This is a genomic window from Humibacillus xanthopallidus (genome assembly GCF_044793955.1).
GTDB classification, from domain to species: Bacteria; Actinomycetota; Actinomycetes; order Actinomycetales; family Dermatophilaceae; genus Humibacillus; species Humibacillus xanthopallidus_C.
On record NZ_CP084995.1, the window covers coordinates 3,981,647 to 3,998,676 of the forward strand.

The 17,030-nt window shown below is 71.8% G+C and carries 17 protein-coding genes; 6 read left to right on the top strand and 11 right to left on the bottom strand.

Annotation, left to right across the window (positions count from 1 at the left end; translation table 11 throughout):
* Window positions 1–88: 88 nt before the first annotated feature.
* From LG278_RS17945 to LG278_RS17980, 8 genes are all read right to left on the bottom strand, one after another.
* Window positions 89–397, bottom strand: a complete 309-nt coding sequence (locus LG278_RS17945; RefSeq protein ID WP_404388885.1) for a DUF2516 family protein — start codon at window positions 395–397, stop codon at window positions 89–91.
* Between the two features lie 122 nt (window positions 398–519).
* A complete protein-coding gene (gene dtd, locus LG278_RS17950; protein WP_404388887.1) occupies window positions 520–945 on the bottom strand; it encodes a D-aminoacyl-tRNA deacylase in 426 nt (141 codons plus the stop codon).
* A gap of 7 nt (window positions 946–952) precedes the next feature.
* Window positions 953–1,951, bottom strand: coding sequence for an asparaginase (locus LG278_RS17955; protein ID WP_404388888.1), 999 nt, complete (start codon window positions 1,949–1,951; stop codon window positions 953–955).
* Window positions 1,952–2,091: 140 nt separating this feature from the next.
* On the bottom strand, window positions 2,092–3,183 hold the full coding sequence (locus LG278_RS17960; RefSeq protein WP_404388889.1) for a hypothetical protein: 1,092 nt from the start codon (window positions 3,181–3,183) through the stop codon (window positions 2,092–2,094).
* A 1-nt stretch (window position 3,184) separates the two neighbouring features.
* Window positions 3,185–3,649, bottom strand: coding sequence for a helix-turn-helix domain-containing protein (locus LG278_RS17965; RefSeq protein WP_404388890.1), 465 nt, complete (start codon window positions 3,647–3,649; stop codon window positions 3,185–3,187).
* 237 nt (window positions 3,650–3,886) lie between these two features.
* Window positions 3,887–4,741, bottom strand: a complete 855-nt coding sequence (locus tag LG278_RS17970) for a 3-keto-5-aminohexanoate cleavage protein (protein ID WP_404388891.1) — start codon at window positions 4,739–4,741, stop codon at window positions 3,887–3,889.
* Between the two features lie 49 nt (window positions 4,742–4,790).
* Complete coding sequence (locus LG278_RS17975) at window positions 4,791–5,852, bottom strand: YgfZ/GcvT domain-containing protein (RefSeq protein WP_404388893.1); 1,062 nt, start codon at window positions 5,850–5,852, stop codon at window positions 4,791–4,793.
* A 99-nt stretch (window positions 5,853–5,951) separates the two neighbouring features.
* On the bottom strand, window positions 5,952–6,449 hold the full coding sequence (locus tag LG278_RS17980; RefSeq protein WP_404388894.1) for an FABP family protein: 498 nt from the start codon (window positions 6,447–6,449) through the stop codon (window positions 5,952–5,954).
* A gap of 22 nt (window positions 6,450–6,471) precedes the next feature.
* Here LG278_RS17980 and LG278_RS17985 point away from each other — a divergent pair, with 22 nt between their 5' ends.
* Window positions 6,472–6,843, top strand: coding sequence for a DsrE family protein (locus tag LG278_RS17985; RefSeq protein ID WP_404388895.1), 372 nt, complete (start codon window positions 6,472–6,474; stop codon window positions 6,841–6,843).
* A 46-nt stretch (window positions 6,844–6,889) separates the two neighbouring features.
* Here the strand turns inward: LG278_RS17985 and LG278_RS17990 are convergent, their stop codons facing one another.
* Window positions 6,890–7,780: a hypothetical protein gene (locus LG278_RS17990; RefSeq protein WP_404388896.1), complete on the bottom strand. Its 891-nt coding sequence runs from the start codon at window positions 7,778–7,780 to the stop codon at window positions 6,890–6,892.
* 6 nt (window positions 7,781–7,786) lie between these two features.
* Window positions 7,787–8,053: a MoaD/ThiS family protein gene (locus LG278_RS17995; protein ID WP_404388897.1), complete on the bottom strand. Its 267-nt coding sequence runs from the start codon at window positions 8,051–8,053 to the stop codon at window positions 7,787–7,789.
* A 184-nt stretch (window positions 8,054–8,237) separates the two neighbouring features.
* Between LG278_RS17995 and LG278_RS18000 the strand changes: the two genes are divergently transcribed.
* On the top strand, window positions 8,238–8,933 hold the full coding sequence (locus LG278_RS18000; protein ID WP_404388898.1) for a DNA-binding response regulator: 696 nt from the start codon (window positions 8,238–8,240) through the stop codon (window positions 8,931–8,933).
* 145 nt (window positions 8,934–9,078) lie between these two features.
* Here the strand turns inward: LG278_RS18000 and LG278_RS18005 are convergent, their stop codons facing one another.
* The gene (locus LG278_RS18005; protein ID WP_404388899.1) at window positions 9,079–10,935 is read right to left on the bottom strand and encodes a bifunctional metallophosphatase/5'-nucleotidase; all 1,857 of its coding nucleotides are present in this window, start codon (window positions 10,933–10,935) and stop codon (window positions 9,079–9,081) included.
* Window positions 10,936–11,115: 180 nt separating this feature from the next.
* Between LG278_RS18005 and mshD the strand changes: the two genes are divergently transcribed.
* From mshD to pstS, 4 genes are all read left to right on the top strand, one after another.
* Window positions 11,116–12,045 (top strand): mycothiol synthase, encoded by a 930-nt coding sequence (mshD, locus tag LG278_RS18010; protein WP_404388900.1) that lies wholly within the window; start codon window positions 11,116–11,118, stop codon window positions 12,043–12,045.
* 189 nt (window positions 12,046–12,234) lie between these two features.
* A complete protein-coding gene (locus tag LG278_RS18015; protein WP_404388901.1) occupies window positions 12,235–14,538 on the top strand; it encodes an RNA degradosome polyphosphate kinase in 2,304 nt (767 codons plus the stop codon).
* 109 nt (window positions 14,539–14,647) lie between these two features.
* Window positions 14,648–15,589, top strand: coding sequence for an NUDIX domain-containing protein (locus LG278_RS18020; protein ID WP_404388902.1), 942 nt, complete (start codon window positions 14,648–14,650; stop codon window positions 15,587–15,589).
* A gap of 243 nt (window positions 15,590–15,832) precedes the next feature.
* Complete coding sequence (gene pstS, locus LG278_RS18025; protein ID WP_404388903.1) at window positions 15,833–16,954, top strand: phosphate ABC transporter substrate-binding protein PstS; 1,122 nt, start codon at window positions 15,833–15,835, stop codon at window positions 16,952–16,954.
* Window positions 16,955–17,030 lie beyond the last annotated feature (76 nt).

A 17,030-nucleotide genomic window follows, 5' to 3' on the forward strand; every position in this document is an offset into this window, starting at 1 on the left:
TTGTGAGTGCCCAGTGTGCCCTACGCAGAGTGGTGCGCGCGCCTCGACGGGGAGGGCGAGGGGCCCGGCTCAGTGGGCGGGTGGGTGGTCACCACCCGTTGGAGCGGCCTCCGAGGCCCCGCACCTGGCGCAGGGCGGGTCGCACGTCGGCGAGGTAGACCGCTGCGGCGACGAAGCCGAGCAGGGCGAAGAGGTTGAGCGAGGCGAGGGTCACGATGCCCAGGGCCATCGCGACCCCGAGCAGCACGAGCCAGAAGGTCCGGGTGCGCTTGCCGGCGGCGAGGTAGGACCCCTCCGGGTGTCGGAGGGCGTCGACGAAGGCAAAGACCTCGAGGGCCAGCGCGCCGGCACCGAGGGCGTAGAGCACGATGGTCTGGAAGCCCTGGAAAATCTCCATGACACCAGCGTAACCCGCGGGTCGGAGACTGCGGCCGGACCGACGACGCCGTCGGCCTCGTCGGCCGCGTCATCGGGCCGTGTCGTCGGGCTGCCTCGTCGGGACCGGAGCGGCCAGATCGCTCAGGTGTCGATGACGAGGGTGACCGGTCCGTCGTTCACGAGCGAGACCTCCATCATCGCGCCGAAGCGGCCCTGCTCGACCTCGACGCCGCGGGCTCGCAACGCCGCGACGAGCTCTGCGATGACCGGCTCGGCCACCGGCCCCGGTGCTGCGGCCGACCACGACGGGCGTCGGCCTTTGCGGGTGTCGGCGTGGAGCGTGAACTGGCTGACGACGAGCACCGGCGCACCCGTGTCGGTCACGCTCTGCTCGTCGCGGAGGATGCGCAGCTCCGCGATCTTGCGCGCCATCAGCTCCACCTGGCTGGGGCCGTCGTCGTGCGTCACGCCGACGAGCGCCACCAGCCCCGGCCGGTCGATCGCCCCGACGACCTCGCCGTCGACACTGACGCTCGCGCGCGTCACTCGCTGCAGCACGGCCCGCACGACGGCCTCAGATGCCCACGGCGACGACGGAGCCGACCGGCTGGCCGTGCCCCAGCACCGGCGACCGCTCGAGGGCGGCGAAGGCGTCGGCCGTGGCGGGCACATCGGGGTTCTCAAGCCCGACCCGACGCAGCACGGCCGCGAGCACGACCGACCGCGCCCGCGGGGAGCCGTCGGCGATCTTGACGGCCACGCCGCGTCCGTCGGCCAGCCCCACGGCATACACCGCCTCGGCGCCGTCCTTGGCGACGAGCCCGTCGATGCCGCGCACGAGGGCGGTGACGTCACGCGTCGTGCCGCCGAGATGCTCCGGGAATCCCCGGATCGCGCCCGCGACGCGGGCCTCGGGTCCGTCCGTCGCGGCGGCGAGCCGGCCGAAGCCGCGGGCCAGGGCCGTGAGCGGGATCGCGTGGATGGGGGCGCCGCACCCGTCGACCGCGACAGCGCCGGGCTGCGCGCCGGTGATGTCGGCGATCGTCTCGATGATCGCGGCCTGGAGCGGGTGGCGGGGGTCGCGGTAGGTCTCGAGGTTCCAGCCGTTGACGACGCAGGTGGCGAGCATCGAGGCGTGCTTGCCCGAGCAGTTCTGGGCGATGGACTGCTTCGGGCTGCCGGCTGCGATCCACGCCGTGCGAGCGGCCTCGTCGTAGGGGTAGTCGGGAGTGTTCTGCAGGTCGGTCTCCGAAAGGCCTGCGCTGGCAAGGATCTCGCGCACGCCGTCGAGGTGGAGGTCCTCGCCGGAGTGGCTCGAGCATGCGAGCGACAGCAGCGCCCCGTCGGTCGCGAGTCCGTGGCGCACCATGGCGAGGGCCTGCAGGGGCTTGCTCGACGACCGCGGGAAGACGACACCCTCCGGGTCACCGACGGCCAGCTCGACGGTGCCGTCGGCGGCCGTCACGACCGCCGTGCCGTGGTGCACCGACTCGACGAATCCGCCTCGCACGACGTGCGCGACGACGGGAGCGGCGGTGAGGGCGGACGAGGCCGGGGCGTGGGGGCTGGACACGACCCGCAGTATGCCGGAGGGCTCGCACCGCGCCGACGGCCGCCCGTCTGCGTCGGAGCTGCGGCCGGACATGCGGCAGGGCCGTCACCCGATGGGTGACGGCCCTGTTGCTGTGACTCGTGCCGACGTGCGGCGCGGGGTCAGCTGGTCTTGACGCCCGTGGTGACCTCAGCGGCGGTCTTGGCCGTGTCGGCCGTCTTGGCCGCGGCGGTCTTGGTCGTGTCGGCGGTCTTGGCTGCCGCGGTCTTGGCCGTGTCGGCCGTCTTGGCGGCGGTCTTGGCGGCGGTGGCCTTCGTCGTCGAAGCAGCCTTCTGGGCCGTCTTCTTCGTCGTGGTCGCCGTCTTCTTGGCGGTCTTCTTGGCGGCGGTCTTGGCCGGGGCGACCTTGCGGGCCACGGTGGCCTGCGGGTCGTCGGTCGTGGCCGAGCTGCGGGCGGCGACCTTGCGGGTCGTCGTGGACTCGACGGCGTTGGCCTTGCGCGTCGCGGCGGCCTTCTGGGCCGCCGACTTGCGGATGGCGCGCTGGTGGGCGGCCGTGCGCTTGGCGGGCACCGGGGCGGCAGCCTTCTCGACGGCCTCGGCGGCCTTCTCGACCTGGGCGCCGAGCTTGGAGGCGTCCTGGGTGACGACGTCGACGATGCTCGAGGCGACCTTGCTGCCCTCGGTGGCGGTCGTCTTGGCGACCCGACGGCCACGCTTGATGGCGGCGTCGCGCATCTCGACGGCGTCGAACGCGGCGCGCTCGCCCTGGGCGCGCAGGTCGGTCACGACCTTCTCGCCACGCGCGGCGGCAGCGTCGTACTGGTCCTTGGCGTTGCTCGCGATGACGAGGCCCTGGTTGAGCACCTGGGCCGGGAGGTCCTTGCCCTGGGTGACGAACTTCTCGGCATAGGTCGTGGCGAGCGCCTGCAGCTGCGCGGTGCCCTTCTGGAGGTCCTTGATGCGCTTCTGGAGGTCCTTCTGCAGCTCGTTGGCCTCCTTCTGGGCGCCCTTGCGCAGGTCGATGCTCTTGGCCTGCTTGCGGGCGAGGTCGAGCTGCTCGCTGGCGGTCTTGACCGTGTCGAGCGCGATGTTGGCGGCACCGACGACGGCATAGAACGGCGTCGCGTCGACCGAGACCTCGGGCAGCTTGCCCTCGATCTCGTCGAGCTGGCCGCGCACGTCGGCAGCTGCGGCCTCGGCCTGCTTCTGCGCGTCCTTGACGGCCTTGGTGATCTTGTCGCTGAGAGCCATCTCAGTTCTCCTTCTCGTTGACGTTCGGGGCCGCGACAGCGGGAGAGCTGGGCGGCGTGGTGCGGCGGCGGGCGCGAGGGATCGGCGTCCGGCCGGGGGTCTGGGGGTCGTTGTCGGCTGCGCCGACGAAGGACAGGTAGATGTCGACGAGCACAGCGCGCTGACGATCCGTGAGGGCGGCGTCGGCGGCGATGGCGGTGAGGACGCTCGGGGCGGCGGCCGGGTCGTCGACGACCCGCTCGTCGAGGATTCCGGCCCGGACGTAGAGCGACTCGGCCGACACCTGCAGCCCGTTGGCGATCTGCTGCAGGATCTCGGCGCTCGGCCGCTTGAGGCCTCGCTCGATCTGCGACAGATACGGGTTGGAGACGCCGGCCATCTCGGCGAGCTGACGCAGGGACAGCTGGGCGTTCTCGCGCTGCTCGCGCAAGTAGGCCCCGAGGTCCGGTAGCGGTAGCTTGCTCACCTCTCCATTGTGCTTGCTAGAGCAAGCAAAATGCAAACTGTGGGCAGCGTGAGCCCGCCCACACCCCTCACCTACCCCTTCGCGCGTCTGGCACCTCGCGACGTCCGGAGGTGCCGGACGCGCGGCAGATCGTGCGTCTGACACCCCTGACGGCTCTGGGGTGCCGAACGCACGTTGCAGGTGCCTGCCGCATGACCGGCGGCTGGGCGAGAGACTCCGGTATGCCGTCCGGCCGGGTCAGCGGGTGCGGCGGTCCTTGATCGCGAGGGCAGCGCGCGCCTCGGCCGTCGACATGGGCGGTCGCTGCAGGAGCGTCGCAAGCTGCGCGGCCCGCGCGACGAGCTCGCTGTTGTGCCCCACGGGCTGACCCTTGGCAAACATGAGGTTGTCCTCCATGCCGACCCGCAGGTGGCCGCCGGCAGCGAGGGAGGCCGCGGCGATCGGCAGGTGGGCGCGACCGATGCCCGTCGCCGACCAGCTCGTCACCTCGGGCGGCAGCATGGCGACCCCTGCGAGCAGGGCCTGGGCGGTGCCGGGCATGGAGCCGGGCACGCCCGTGACGAAGTCGACGTGGACCTTGCCGCCGTGGGGCAGGCCGCACTCGTCGATGAGGCGGCGCAGGGCGTGCACGTGGCCCAGCTCGAAGAGCTCGAACTCCGGCACGACCTCGCGCTCCTGGGCGAGGCGGTAGAGGTCGACCATGAAACCCCATGGGTTGAGGAAGACCCCGTCACCGAAGTTCGTCGTGCCGCACGTCAACGAGCACGAGTCGGGGTCGGCGTCGAGCACCGTGAGGCGCTGCTCGAGGGGGTCCGTGATGGCGCCGCCCGTCGAGAGCTGGACGACGAGGTCGGTCGCCTCGCGCACCCCGTCGACGGCCTCCTTGAGCAGCACCGGGTCGAGGGTCGGCTGGTGGTCGCGTCCGCGCACGTGGATGTGGATGAGGGCGGCGCCGGCCCGCTCGCACGCCACGGCCGTCTCGACGAGCTCCTCGGGCGTGGTCGGCAGGGCCGGGACGTCGACCTTGGCCGTCTCGGCGCCCGTCGGTGCGACGGTGATCAGCGTGCTCGCGGCAGTGCGTGCGGTGCTCATGCCGTCATCCTGCCAGCCACCCGTAGGCCCCTGACGTCGGGCAGAGAGGTCAGGGAGCGACGATGACGGTCTGCGCGGCGCTGAGGCCGCCGACGAGCAGGTCGAGCGTGGGGTCGGTGTTGCGCTTGATGAGCGCAAGTGCGATCGGGCCGTCGGTGTGGTGACGACCCACGGAGGTCAGGTGACCGACGACGCGGTCGCCGGCATACACCTCCGCGCCCTGCGGCGGCAGGACGTGACCGGAGCCGTCGACGTGGAGGAAGACGAGGCGGCGGGGCGGACGGCCGAGGTTGTGCACGCGCGCCACGGTCTCCTGCCCCCGGTAGCAGCCCTTGTGCAGGTGCACGGCGGTGCGCAGCCAGTCGACCTCGTGCACGATCGTGCGGTGGTCGGTCTCGAAGCCCAGCCGCGGACGCCAGGCGGCAACGCGCAGCGCTTCGGCCGCCCACAGCCCGGCCACAGGTCGATCTCCCACTGCCGCAACGAGATCGGAGCGGGGCACGATCACCTCGCGCCAGGCCCGCGTGCTGCCCGGGTGGTCGTCGGCGGGGCCGTAGGCGGTGGTGTCGCCGACGAGGTGCGGCCACGGGTCGCGCCAGGCGAGCGGCTCGCCCTCGACGGACTCGGTGGCGTGCGGCTCGCCGAGCACGGCCCAGTCGGCGGTGACGTCGGCGATCTCGACGCGCAGCATGAACTTCATCCGCTCGAGCCACTCGCGCAGGGCTGCGCCAGCTCCGGGCTCGGTCGTGATCCAGGTCGTCGCGCCGTCGTCGACGAGGTGCAGCGAGTGCTCGACGTGGCCCTTCGGCGAGAGGATGAGGGCCTCGCGCGACTCGCGCGGCGCCAGCCCGAGCAGCAGCTGCGTCGTCAGGGAGTTGAGCCACCTGAGGCGGTCGGGGCCCGACACGGTGAGCACCTCGCGGTTGCCGAGGTCGACGACGCCGAGCCCCTCCTCGAGCATCCGCTGCTCACGCATCGGGTCGCCGTAGTGCAGCGCGACCGAGGCGTCGCGTCCTTCGCCGGCGACGGCACCGGGTCGGTCGAGCAGCGGGCTGCGAGGGGCAGGGCTCTGCCCGTCCGTCTCGTCACGGTCGGTCGGCACCTGCGTCACGTCACTCACCACCGTGCAACCATCGCACGGCGGCGGCGCATTCCGTGCACGACCGTGGCCGATGCCATGACTGACCGGGAGCCGACCGGCCTCCGGGCGTCACTCCACGCGCTTGAGGCGCGCCGACACGTGGCTCTGCAGCTCCTGCCCCACGGCGGCCATGTCCATCACCCAGAAGAGCTGCGACTCGACGAGGCCATACATCCGGGTCGCCGCGTTGTACTCCTTGGCGCCCGGGGCGCGCAGCACGCCGTCGGTCTTGAGCTGGATCTTGGCCGGCTCCATGGTGCCGTAGTAAAGCTCCAGGATGCCCGTCGGGTGCACGAGCAGCAGCTCGACCTCACCACCCTCGAGCGGACGCCAGAAGCCCGACTCGACAGCAGCGGGACGCGCCCGCTCGCCGGTCTCCTTGTCGAGGATCCACGCGCGGCTCTCCCACTTGAGGAAGCCGCGTCCGTCGTGGGTCACCTCGATCTCCTGACCGAAGTTGGCCTCTTCGATGGTCGGGTAGCCGACGACGCCGGCGCCCTCCCAGCGACCGATGAGCCACGCCAGCGGACGCAGCGGCTCGGGGATGTCCTGGTCGAGGTTGAACATGCGGCGATCGTAGCCTGAGGGCATGGACTCCCCCTCGCGCATGCTCGTCGTCAAGCTCACCTCCGGGGTCGAGGCGCCCGAGCGGCTCTCGCAGGCCTTCACCGTCGCGGCGACGGCCGTCGCGAGCGGGGTCGAGGTCTCGCTCTGGCTGACGGGCGAGGCGTCGTGGCTGGCGGTGCCCGGGCGCGCCGAGCAGTTCGAGCTGCCGTATGCCGCCGGGCTGGCCGACCTGCGTGACGCCGTGGTCGCCGAGGGTCGGCTCACCGTCTGCTCGCAGTGCGCCGCGCGGCGAGACCTGTCCGAGAGCGACCTCGTCGACGGGGCGCAGATCCGCGGCGCGGCAGCCTTCGTCGAGGAGGTCATGGCGCCACGGGCCCAGGCCCTCGTCTACTGACCTCCCCTTCCCCTGGGCGCAAGGGACGGAGCGGCCACTCGAGGGGTCAGGTGAGGACCGTGGTGGCCGCGTGGAGGACGGCGCCCACCACGAGCACCGAGGCCACCGCGGCGCCGGCCTGACCGCGCACCGTCGCCATCGCGGGCTCCAGGACGAGCGCCCGGCGCAGGCCCCACGAGACGAGTCCGACGACGGCTCCGACCAGCGCGGCCGGACCCGGGCTGACGTCCCCCACGAGGGCGGCGGTGACGACCGCCCCGGCCACGCCGGCCACGAGCGCGACACCCGCGAGCAGGGCTCCGACCACGCGCTCGTCGCGGCCCGTCCGCGCGACGACCCCCGCGAGCAGGTCGGCGACGAGGGCCGCCGCGACCGCGGCACCCCCGAGGGCGGCGACACTCGCGCCGGTCGTCGAGTTGGCCGCGACGACCGCCGAGGTGCCCGAGGCGATCACGACGAGCCCGCCGAACGACGCGAGCAGGGTCAGCACGAGCCCTTCGCGCTGCGGCGGCCGGATGAGCTGGGCCGCGAAGGAGAGCAGGATGCCGAAGGCCACGGCGGCGGCAAGCCACTCGAGGTCGTCGCGTGCCGCGCTGAGCACGATGGCCACGGCCGAGAGGGCGAGCACGACCGAGGTGGCGTCGGGGGTGTGTGAGTGCGCCACCGGCGGCCAACCCCACGCCACGACGAGGGCGAGCACGAGGGTGACAGCCAGCAGGGCGGCATACCCCGCCGTGGCTGCCAGCAGGATCGCCAGGGCGGCAACGAGGGTGGCCCCGGCCCCCACCCAGCGCACGACGGCCGCAGGGGGCGGCACCGGCCCGGCCGACGCGCCCGAGGCGGCCGACGCGCCCGAAGCCGCGGAGGCCCGGACGTGCGGAGAGCCGGGCTCGCCCGGTCGGGCGGTGGCGGCGTCGTCGTCAGGCACGGGCGCCATTGTGCATCACCCGCCGGCGAACGGGGGGAGCACCTCGACGCTGGCTCCGTCCCCGACCGTGGCATCGCGTCCGACGGAGCGCCCGTCGAGCAGGAAGGTCGCCACGCGTGCCACTCGCCCGAGCTGCGGGTGGGCGGCCACGGCGGCGTCGACGACGGCTCCCACGGTCGTCGGAGCCGCGAGCTCGAGCGTCTGGGCGTCGACGCCGGCCGCCGCCCGGGCCGCAGCCCAGTAGCGCACGGTCACTGCCGCGTGCGTCTGTGGGACCGCCATGTCGCTCCTCGTGCTCCGTGTCGCTCTGTGTCGCTCTGTGTCGTGCGGCGTCGCTGGTCGTCGCTGGTCGCTCGTTGCCGCTCGCTGCCCCCGTCAGCACTGCGGCCGAGGACCGCTCCGGACGTCGTCTCACCGTGGATTGTCATCCGGCCGCAGGTGACCAGTCTCGCCTATCCTGCATGAGATGGCCCGACTGCTGCTGCTCACCAACGCGCTCGCTCCGAGCGCCGAGGTCCTGCCTGCCCTCGGCCTGCTCAGCCACACGGTGCGCATCCTGCCCGCAGAGGCCACTGCGCTCGTCGACTCCCCCGACTGCGACGTCGTGCTCGTCGACGCCCGCCGCGAGCTCGCGAGCGCCCGCTCGCTCTGCCGGGTGCTGCGCACGACCGGCATCGGCACCCCCCTGCTGGCCGTCCTCACCGAGGGCGGCCTCGCCGGTCTGACGGCCGAGTGGGGGCTCGACGACGTGCTGCTCGACACCGCAGGGCCGGCCGAGGTCGACGCCCGCCTGCGCCTCGCCATGACGAAGGGTCAGGACAGCGACGCCGACCTCGACCTGCCGATCACCTCGGGTGAGCTCGTCATCGACGAGGCCAGCTACTCGGCGCGCTTCCGAGGGGCCGCGCTCGACCTGACCTACAAGGAGTTCGAGCTGCTGAAGTACCTCGCACAGCACCCGGGCCGGGTCTTCACCCGCGCCCAGCTGCTGCAGGAGGTCTGGGGCTACGACTACTACGGCGGCACCCGCACCGTCGACGTGCACGTGCGGCGCCTGCGCGCCAAGCTCGGCCCCGACCACGAGGCCCTCATCGGCACCGTGCGCAACGTCGGCTACCGCCTCGTGCCCGACCGCGCCGAGGCCCAGCCGGCCGGCACCTGACCGCCTGGCCCCGCCAGCACACGACGAACGGCCCGTCCCCCCGTGGGGAACGGGCCGTTCGGCTGTGCAGATGTCGCAACGCCCACCGCGGGCGTATGCCGTGAGGCGGGCTCACGGCATACGCCCGGTGGGTGGTGGCCGGGACTCAGCCCAGCTTGGTGATGCGGTTCAGCGGCGCCGGCGTGTAGGGCGACTTGGCCTTGAGGTAGTCGGCAAACGCCTTGATGTCGAGCCCGCCGAAGTACTTCCCCGTCGCCTGGGTGAAGACCGGGAAGCCGTCACCACCGTCGGAGAGGAAGTTGTTGGTGACGACGCGGTAGCTCTGGCCGTCGACCAGCGGGCTTCCGTTGAGCGTCACCGAGCCCAGCGTCGTGCCCGTGTAGGTGTAGGCGAAGCCGTTGCTGACCTGCAGAATCTTGGGCGCCGCGGCGTTGGCGCCCGTCCACTGCTGCGTGAGCAGCGTCTTGATCTGCGCGCCCGTCATCGTCAGGGAGACGAGGTAGTTGTTGAACGGCTGGACCGTGAACGCCTCCTCGTAGGTGACGTCTCCGGCCGGCTCTCCGTAGGGCGAGTTGTTGTAGGTCAGGTCGGCGCGGATGCCGCCCGGGTTCATGAACGCGATGACCGGTGTCTGTCCGCCAGTGACCACGGTCGGGTCGGCGAGCTGGGCGTCGGCGATGAGGTCCCCGAGCGCCGACTCGCCGCTCGTGTTGGCCGTGCGCGTCACGTCCTGGGTGATCGAGCCGATGACGGCCGAGGCGATCGGACGCACGAGCTCCTTGTAGGTGCTGATGAGCGCCGTCTGGAAGGGGTCCTTGGGCACGGTGCGGGTGACGATCTTGTTGGCCGACTGAGCCATCGTCGGACGCACGATGTCGGACGTGCGACGGTCGTAGGTCACCGTGGTGTCGGTGTAGAGCCGACCGAACGACGAGGCGGACGTCACGAGACGCTCCTTGCCGTTGCCGTCGGGCAGGCCGCACACGTAGGGCTGGTGCGTGTGTCCGGAGACGACCATGTCGATCTCGGGGGCGAGGCCTTCGTTGATGGCAAGGATCGGCGAGCCGGCGCGCAGCGAGCCGCCACCCTGGCACACGTAGTCGTAGTTGGGGTTGGCCTGGTAGGTCTTGCCGTTGTAGACCCAGGGCTGACGGTTGAGGTCACCGCCCTCGTGCAGCAGCACGACGATCGCGTTGACGCCCTGCTTCTTGAGCACCGGCACGAGCGCGTTGGCCGTCTCGACCTCGTCCTTGAACTCGAGGCCGGCGACACCCGCTGCCGTGACGATGTTGGGCGTGCCCTCGAGGGTCATGCCGATGAAGCCGATCTTGGCCCCGTTGACGTTCTTGATGGCGTAGGGCGGCAGGATCGTCTTGCCAGTCGCCTTCTCGATGACGTTGGCAGCGAGGAACTGGAAGTCAGCACCGGAGAACGACCCGTCGGGGCAGGAGTTCTGGTCGTCCTCACCGTCGCCGTCGTCGATGCACCCGCCGGACTGCAGGCGCTGGAGCTCCTTGTAGCCCTCGTCGAACTCGTGGTTGCCCACGGCCGAGACGTCGAGCTTGACGGCGTTGAGGGCCTCGATGGTCGGCTCGTCGTAGAACGCCGCAGAGAGCAGCGGCGACGCCCCGACGAGGTCGCCCGCCGCCACGGTGAGCGAGTGGGGCTTACCCTTGCGGGCCTCGGCGAGGTGGGTGGCGAGGTACTCGACACCGCCGGCGTTGACCGTGACGTCGGCCGCCTCGTCGGTGATCTTGTCGCCGTCGACGTCATTGGCATCGATGACGTGGTCGACGGTGACGCGGCCGCTCGAGCCGGACGGCGCCTCGAGGTTGCCGTGGAAGTCGTTGAACGACAGGATCTGGATGTCGAACTGGGTCTTGCCGGGGGCCTTGCTCGTGTCCGGACCGGCGGTGGGTGCCGCCAGGGCCGGGGCCGCGAGCGCTGCGACGCAGGCACCTGCGATCGCGACGCCGGCGAGGCGGCGGGTGGAACGGGACATGTCTTCCCCTTGCTCATCGGTGGTGATCGGAGCCCATGGGCGTCCTCCCGGGAGGGTAGCCCCGGGCGGGAGCCAAATGGGTGTTGTCAGGTAAAAGACTGGTGACGGCCGGTGACCGGCGAGCCCGCTTCTGCTGCCGTGACCCCCGGTCGCGTGGTGCCGCTGTGGTGGAATCGCCGTATGTGTCCGCCCACCGTCGCCGTGCGCGACCAGGAGCACCCGCTCACCGCCGCCGAGGCCGACTCCGTGCTCGCCCTCGCGGCGGACGCCGAACGGCACGACGGGTCCGCCCCGCTCTCGGAGCAGTTCCGCCTCTCGGCCCGCTCGCGCGACCACGACGGCGCCCGTCACCTGCTCGCCACCGACGACGCGGGCGCGATCATCGGCTACGCCCAGTGGCGGGTGGGCGCCGCCGGCGAGCCGCCCTCGGCCGAGCTCGTCGTGGCGCCGACACGTCGCCGGCAGGGCGTCGGTCGTGCCCTGCTCGTCGCGCTGCCCCGTGACGCACGCGTCTGGAGCCACGGCTCCGGAGCGAGCGCCGCGTCGGCCTCCGCCTTCGCCGCCGCCCTCGGGCTGGAGCCCGTGCGGCGACTCCACGTCATGGGCCGCTCCCTGCGCTCCGGCCCGCCATGGCCGGCTCCCGAGCTGCCGGCGGGGTATGCCGTGCGCACCTTCGAGCGCGGACGTGACGAGGACGCGTGGCTGGCCCTCAACGCGGCCGCCTTCGCGCACCACCCCGAGCAGGGCTCGCTGCGTCGCGCCGACCTCGATCAGCGGATGGCGGAGCCGTGGTTCGACCCGGCCGGCCTCATCCTCGTCGTCGAGGCCGACGACCCCGACCGGCTCGCAGCCTCCCACTGGACCAAGGTCGACCCCCCGGTGCAGGACGGCGGGCAGGTCGGTGAGGTCTACGTCGTCGCGGTGTCACCGGATCGTCAGGGACAGGGGCTCGGGCGCACCGTCACCGTGCTCGGACTCGACCACCTTCGCTCCCTCGGCCTCCATGAGGTCGTGCTCTACGTCGACGAGGAGAACGTCGCCGCCGTGCGCACCTACACCGCGCTGGGCTTCACCGACGTCGAGGTGCACCAGCAGTTCGCCCGCCCCTGAGGGCCGCCGGAAGGCGCCAGAGGGCCGCCTGAGGGCCGGTGCCCCGCGCCGACGGAGCCTACAGCGCGACCCAGCCGGACGGCATACGGCCTCGGGGTCGGTGGGCCGGCGCGAGCACGCCGGCCGGGCACCCTCCGCCGGACGAGACAGGATGGCCCTGCCGACCTCAATCGGTGCCACCATGGGCACATGAGCACCGGGAGCCTCACCACCACCCCCCTCGACGAGACCGGCACCGACGAGCGCGCCCGCGACGGCGCGCTGAGCGAGGGCCTCGAAGCCGAGGTCAGCTCCTTCACCAGCACGGTCCAGGGCCGGCGGGTGCCCGCCCGGGGACCCAACGGACGCTTCGTCGGCGCAGCGGCCGTCCCGGAGGAGCAGGACGAGCTCCCCGCCGACCGCTACCTCGAGCGGGAGCTCTCGTGGCTGCAGTTCAACGAGCGGGTGCTCCAGCTCGCGATGGACCCCGCCGTGCCACTGCTTGAGCGCACCCGCTTCCTCGCGATCTTCGCGAGCAACCTCGACGAGTACTTCATGGTGCGGGTGGCCGGGCTGAAGCGACGCATCGCCACGGGCCTCGCCGTGCGCACGGCCGCGGGTCTCGAGCCGCGCGAGCTCATCGAGCGGATCGCGCGCCTCGCGCACGAGCTCATGCACCAGCACGCGTCGATCTTCCAGCACGACGTGCGGCCCAGCCTCGAGGACGAGGGCATCACCATCGTGCGCTGGGACGACCTCGACGAGCACGACCGCGAGCCGCTGCACTTCTTCTTCGCCGACCGCGTCTTCCCCGTGCTCACGCCGCTCGCCGTCGACCCGGCCCACCCCTTCCCCTACATCTCGGGGCTCTCGCTCAACCTCGCCGTGCTGCTGCAGAACCCCAAGACCGGCACGGAGCACTTCGCCCGAGTCAAGGTGCCGCCGAGCCTCCCGCGCTTCATCCTCGTCGAGGAGGACATCGACTCCGAGATCGAGCGCAAGCGCTTCGTCCCGCTCGAGGACGTCATCTCCAGCCACCTCGACCAGCTCTTCCCCGGCATGCTCGTGCAGGAGCACTTCTCCTTCCGGGTCACCCGCAACGAGGACCTCGAGGTCGAGGAGGACGACGCCGAGAACCTCCTCACGGCCCTCGAGAAGGAGCTGACGCGGCGCCGCTTCGGGCCGCCGATCCGGCTCGAGGTCGAGGAGGAGATCGACCCCAAGGTGCTCGACATGCTCGCCCGCGAGCTGCAGATCAGCGACCGCGAGATCTATCGCCTCCCCACCCCGCTCGACCTGCGTGGGCTCTTCACCGTCGCCGACGTCGACCGGTCCGACCTCGAGTTCCCCAAGTTCTTCCCGCGCACGCACCCCGACTTCGCGCCGACCGAGAGCTCCAAGGCGATCGACCTCTTCGCGGCCGTGCGGCAGAAGGACGTGCTCGTGCAGCACCCCTACCACTCGTTCTCGACGTCGGTGCAGGCCTTCATCGAGCAGGCGGCGAGCGACCCCAAGGTGCTCGCGATCAAGCAGACCCTCTATCGCACCTCGGGTGACTCGCCCATCGTCGATGCCCTCATCGACGCTGCCGAGGCGGGCAAGCAGGTGCTCGCGGTCGTCGAGATCAAGGCGCGCTTCGACGAGGTCAACAACATCTCGTGGGCGCGCAAGCTGGAGGAGGCCGGCGTCCACGTCGTCTACGGCGTCGTCGGGCTCAAGACCCACGCCAAGCTCTGCCTCGTCGTGCGCCAGGAGTCGGAGGGGCTGGTGCGCTACTGCCACATCGGCACCGGCAACTACAACGGCAAGACGGCCCGCGTCTACGAGGACTTCGGGCTCTTCACCACCGACCCGCAGGTCGGCGAGGACCTCTCCCGCCTCTTCAACCTGCTCTCGGGCTATGCACCGCGCAGCAAGTTCAAGCGGCTGCTCGTCGCGCCGCGCTCGGTGCGCTCCGGTCTCGTCGACCTCGTCGAGCAGGAGATCGAGATCCACGAGCGCCGCGACGAGGGGGCTCCTCCCGGCCGCATCGTCATCAAGGTCAACTCGATGGTCGACGAGGGCGTCATCGACGCGCTCTACCGGGCGAGCATGGCCGGGGTGCGGGTCGACGTCTGGGTGCGCGGCATCTGTGCGCTGCGTCCGGGCGTCGAGGGGCTGTCCGAGAACATCCGGGTGCGCTCGGTGCTCGGCCGCTTCCTCGAGCACTCGCGCGTCTTCTGGTTCGACCACGGCGGGGACCCGCAGGTCTACATCGGCAGTGCCGACATGATGCACCGCAACCTCGACCGGCGGGTCGAGGCGCTCGTGCGCATCGCCGAGCCCAGCCACATCCTCGAGCTGGCCGACCTGCTCGAGCTCGGCTTCGACGACACGACGTCGCGGTGGGACCTCGGCTCCGACGGCCGGTGGGTGCGCCACCACCTCGGTGAGGCCGGCGAACCGCTCGACGACGTGCAGCAGAAGCTCATCGAGCGCCACGACAAGCGCCGCCGCAAGGCACGCCGCCGCTGACCGGCATCCGTGACGGTCGACGCGCCGCGCGTCGGCCTCGCGCACGGATATCAGGCAGTGCGGGGTGACCACCGCGCCCTGAGGGCGCACATGCGGCACACTTGCGCGCGTGGCCTCCCTCGTCCCAGCCGCTGGCACGCTCCCGTGGCGCCGCCGCGACGGTCGGCTCGAGGTCGCCCTCGTGCACCGGCCGAAGTACGACGACTGGTCGTGGGCCAAGGGCAAGCTCGACCCCGGTGAGCACCCGAGCGTCGCGGCCGCCCGCGAGACCTTCGAGGAGACCGGGCTCGTCGTGAGGCTCGGCACGCCGCTCCCGCTGGCGGAGTACCCCATCCTCGATGCGACGGGCGCCCCAGCGACGAAGATCGTGCACTACTGGGCAGCCGTCGTGACCGGCGGCTCGGGCAAGCTGCTCCACGAGATCGACGAGGTCGCCTGGGTCGACGTGCGCACCGCCAACGACCGGCTCGACTACGCCCGCGACCGGGAGCAGCTGCTCGCGCTCGTGCGGGCCGAGCGGGCGGGCGAGCTCGACACCTGGCCGCTGACCCTCGTGCGCCACGCCAAGGCGACCCCCCGCAGCAAGTGGAAGGGCGATGACCGCCAGCGCCCGCTCGACGCCGTGGGCCGCGCGCAGGCCACCGGGGTGGCCGCCGTGCTCGGCGCCTACGGCGTGACCCGCGTCGTCAGCTCCTCGTCGGTGCGCTGCAGCGCCACCGTGCAGCCGTATGCCGTCGCGCGGGGTCTGCGCCTCCGCACCCGTGACGCGCTCTCCGAGGAGGGCTACGCCGAGTCCCCCGAGGGCGCCGCCCGCGACCTCGAGCGGCTCCTCGCCAAGGGCGAGCCGGCAGCGCTGTGCAGCCACGGCCCGGTGCTGCCGAGCCTGCTCGAGTCGCTCGGCGCGCGGGCCGGGGCCGAGCACACCGGGCTGACCGCGCGCCTCCACGAGGCCGCCCGCTCCTCGATGCGCAAGGGCGAGGTGCTCGTCTGCCACCTGAGCGGACGCGGCGAGCAGGCCCGCCTCGTGGGCGTCGAGCGCATCGACACCTGACCCGGGGAGCGCGCCGGACGGCATACCGGCGCGGTCCAACCCCTCATCGTGCGCCCGTGCGCGGTCGCCCGCACGACGAGATGAGCGCCCTCCCCAACTCGTCAGGCCCCGTTCACCCTGCGTTAACCGGACGGGGAGAAACGGTCACCCGACGCGCTTAGCGTCGCCGGTGGATGAGAAGTCCACCGTCGGACGGCCCGACCGCCCGGCATCTAGACCACCCCCATCGAGAGGGAACCGCTCGTGTCTGTATCGCGTATCAGCGCTCTCGGCGCCATCGCCCTGTCTGGCGCTCTTGCGCTCTCGGCCTGCGCCTCCGAGAACACCAGCACCACCACCAGCCCCGCCGGCAGCGGCACCGCCGCCGGCTCGTCCGCCGACTGCTTCACCGGCGACCTCAAGGCCGAGGGCAGCTCGGCCCAGAAGAACGCCATCGACGAGGCCATCTCCGTCTTCCAGAACGTCTGCACCGACGCCAACATCGACTACCAGCCCACGGGCTCGGGCGCCGGCATCAAGCAGTTCATCGCCAAGCAGGTCGACTTCGCCGGCTCCGACTCCGCCCTCAAGACCGAGGAGAAGGACGGCGCCATCGAGTCCGAGGACGCCGCCAAGGCCTGCGCCTCGCCCGCCTGGAACCTGCCCATGGTGACCGGGCCGATCGCCATCGCCTACAACGTCGCCGGTGTCGACAAGCTCGTCCTCAACGCCGACGTCACCGCCAAGATCTTCGACGGCAAGATCACCGTCTGGAACGACCCGGCCATCGCGGCCCTCAACTCGGGCGTCACGCTCCCGGCGACGCCGATCAAGGTCTACTTCCGCTCCGACGAGTCGGGCACCACGGAGAACTTCACGAAGTACCTCAAGGCCGCCGCGCCCGAGGCGTGGAGCTACGAGACGAGCAAGAAGTGGACCGGCAAGGGCGAGGGCAAGGAGAAGTCCGCCGGTGTCGCCACCGCCACGAAGGGCCAGGACGGCGGCATCACCTACGTCGAGCTCTCCTACGCCGAGCAGAACTCGCTCAAGATGGCCGCGATCGACAGTGGCTCCGGCCCGGTCGAGCTGACGGCCGAGTCGGCCGGCAAGACCGTCGCCACGGCGGAGCAGACCGGCACGGGCAACGACCTCGCGCTCAAGATCGACTACGCCACCAAGGAGGCCGGGGCCTACCCGATCGTCCTCGTCACCTACGAGATCGTCTGCTCGAAGTACCCTGACGCCGAGACCGGCAAGAAGGTCAAGGCCTTCCTCAAGACCTTCTCCTCGGACGAGGTCCAGGGCCAGCTCGGCCAGCAGGGCTACGCGCCCCTGCCGGCCGAGGTCGCCACCAAGGTCAAGACGGCTGTCGACGCCATCTCCTGACCCGATGTGCGGGGGCGGGCGCCGTGATCCGGCGTCCGCCCCTCGCGGCACCACCAGCCCCCTCCAGGAAGAAGGA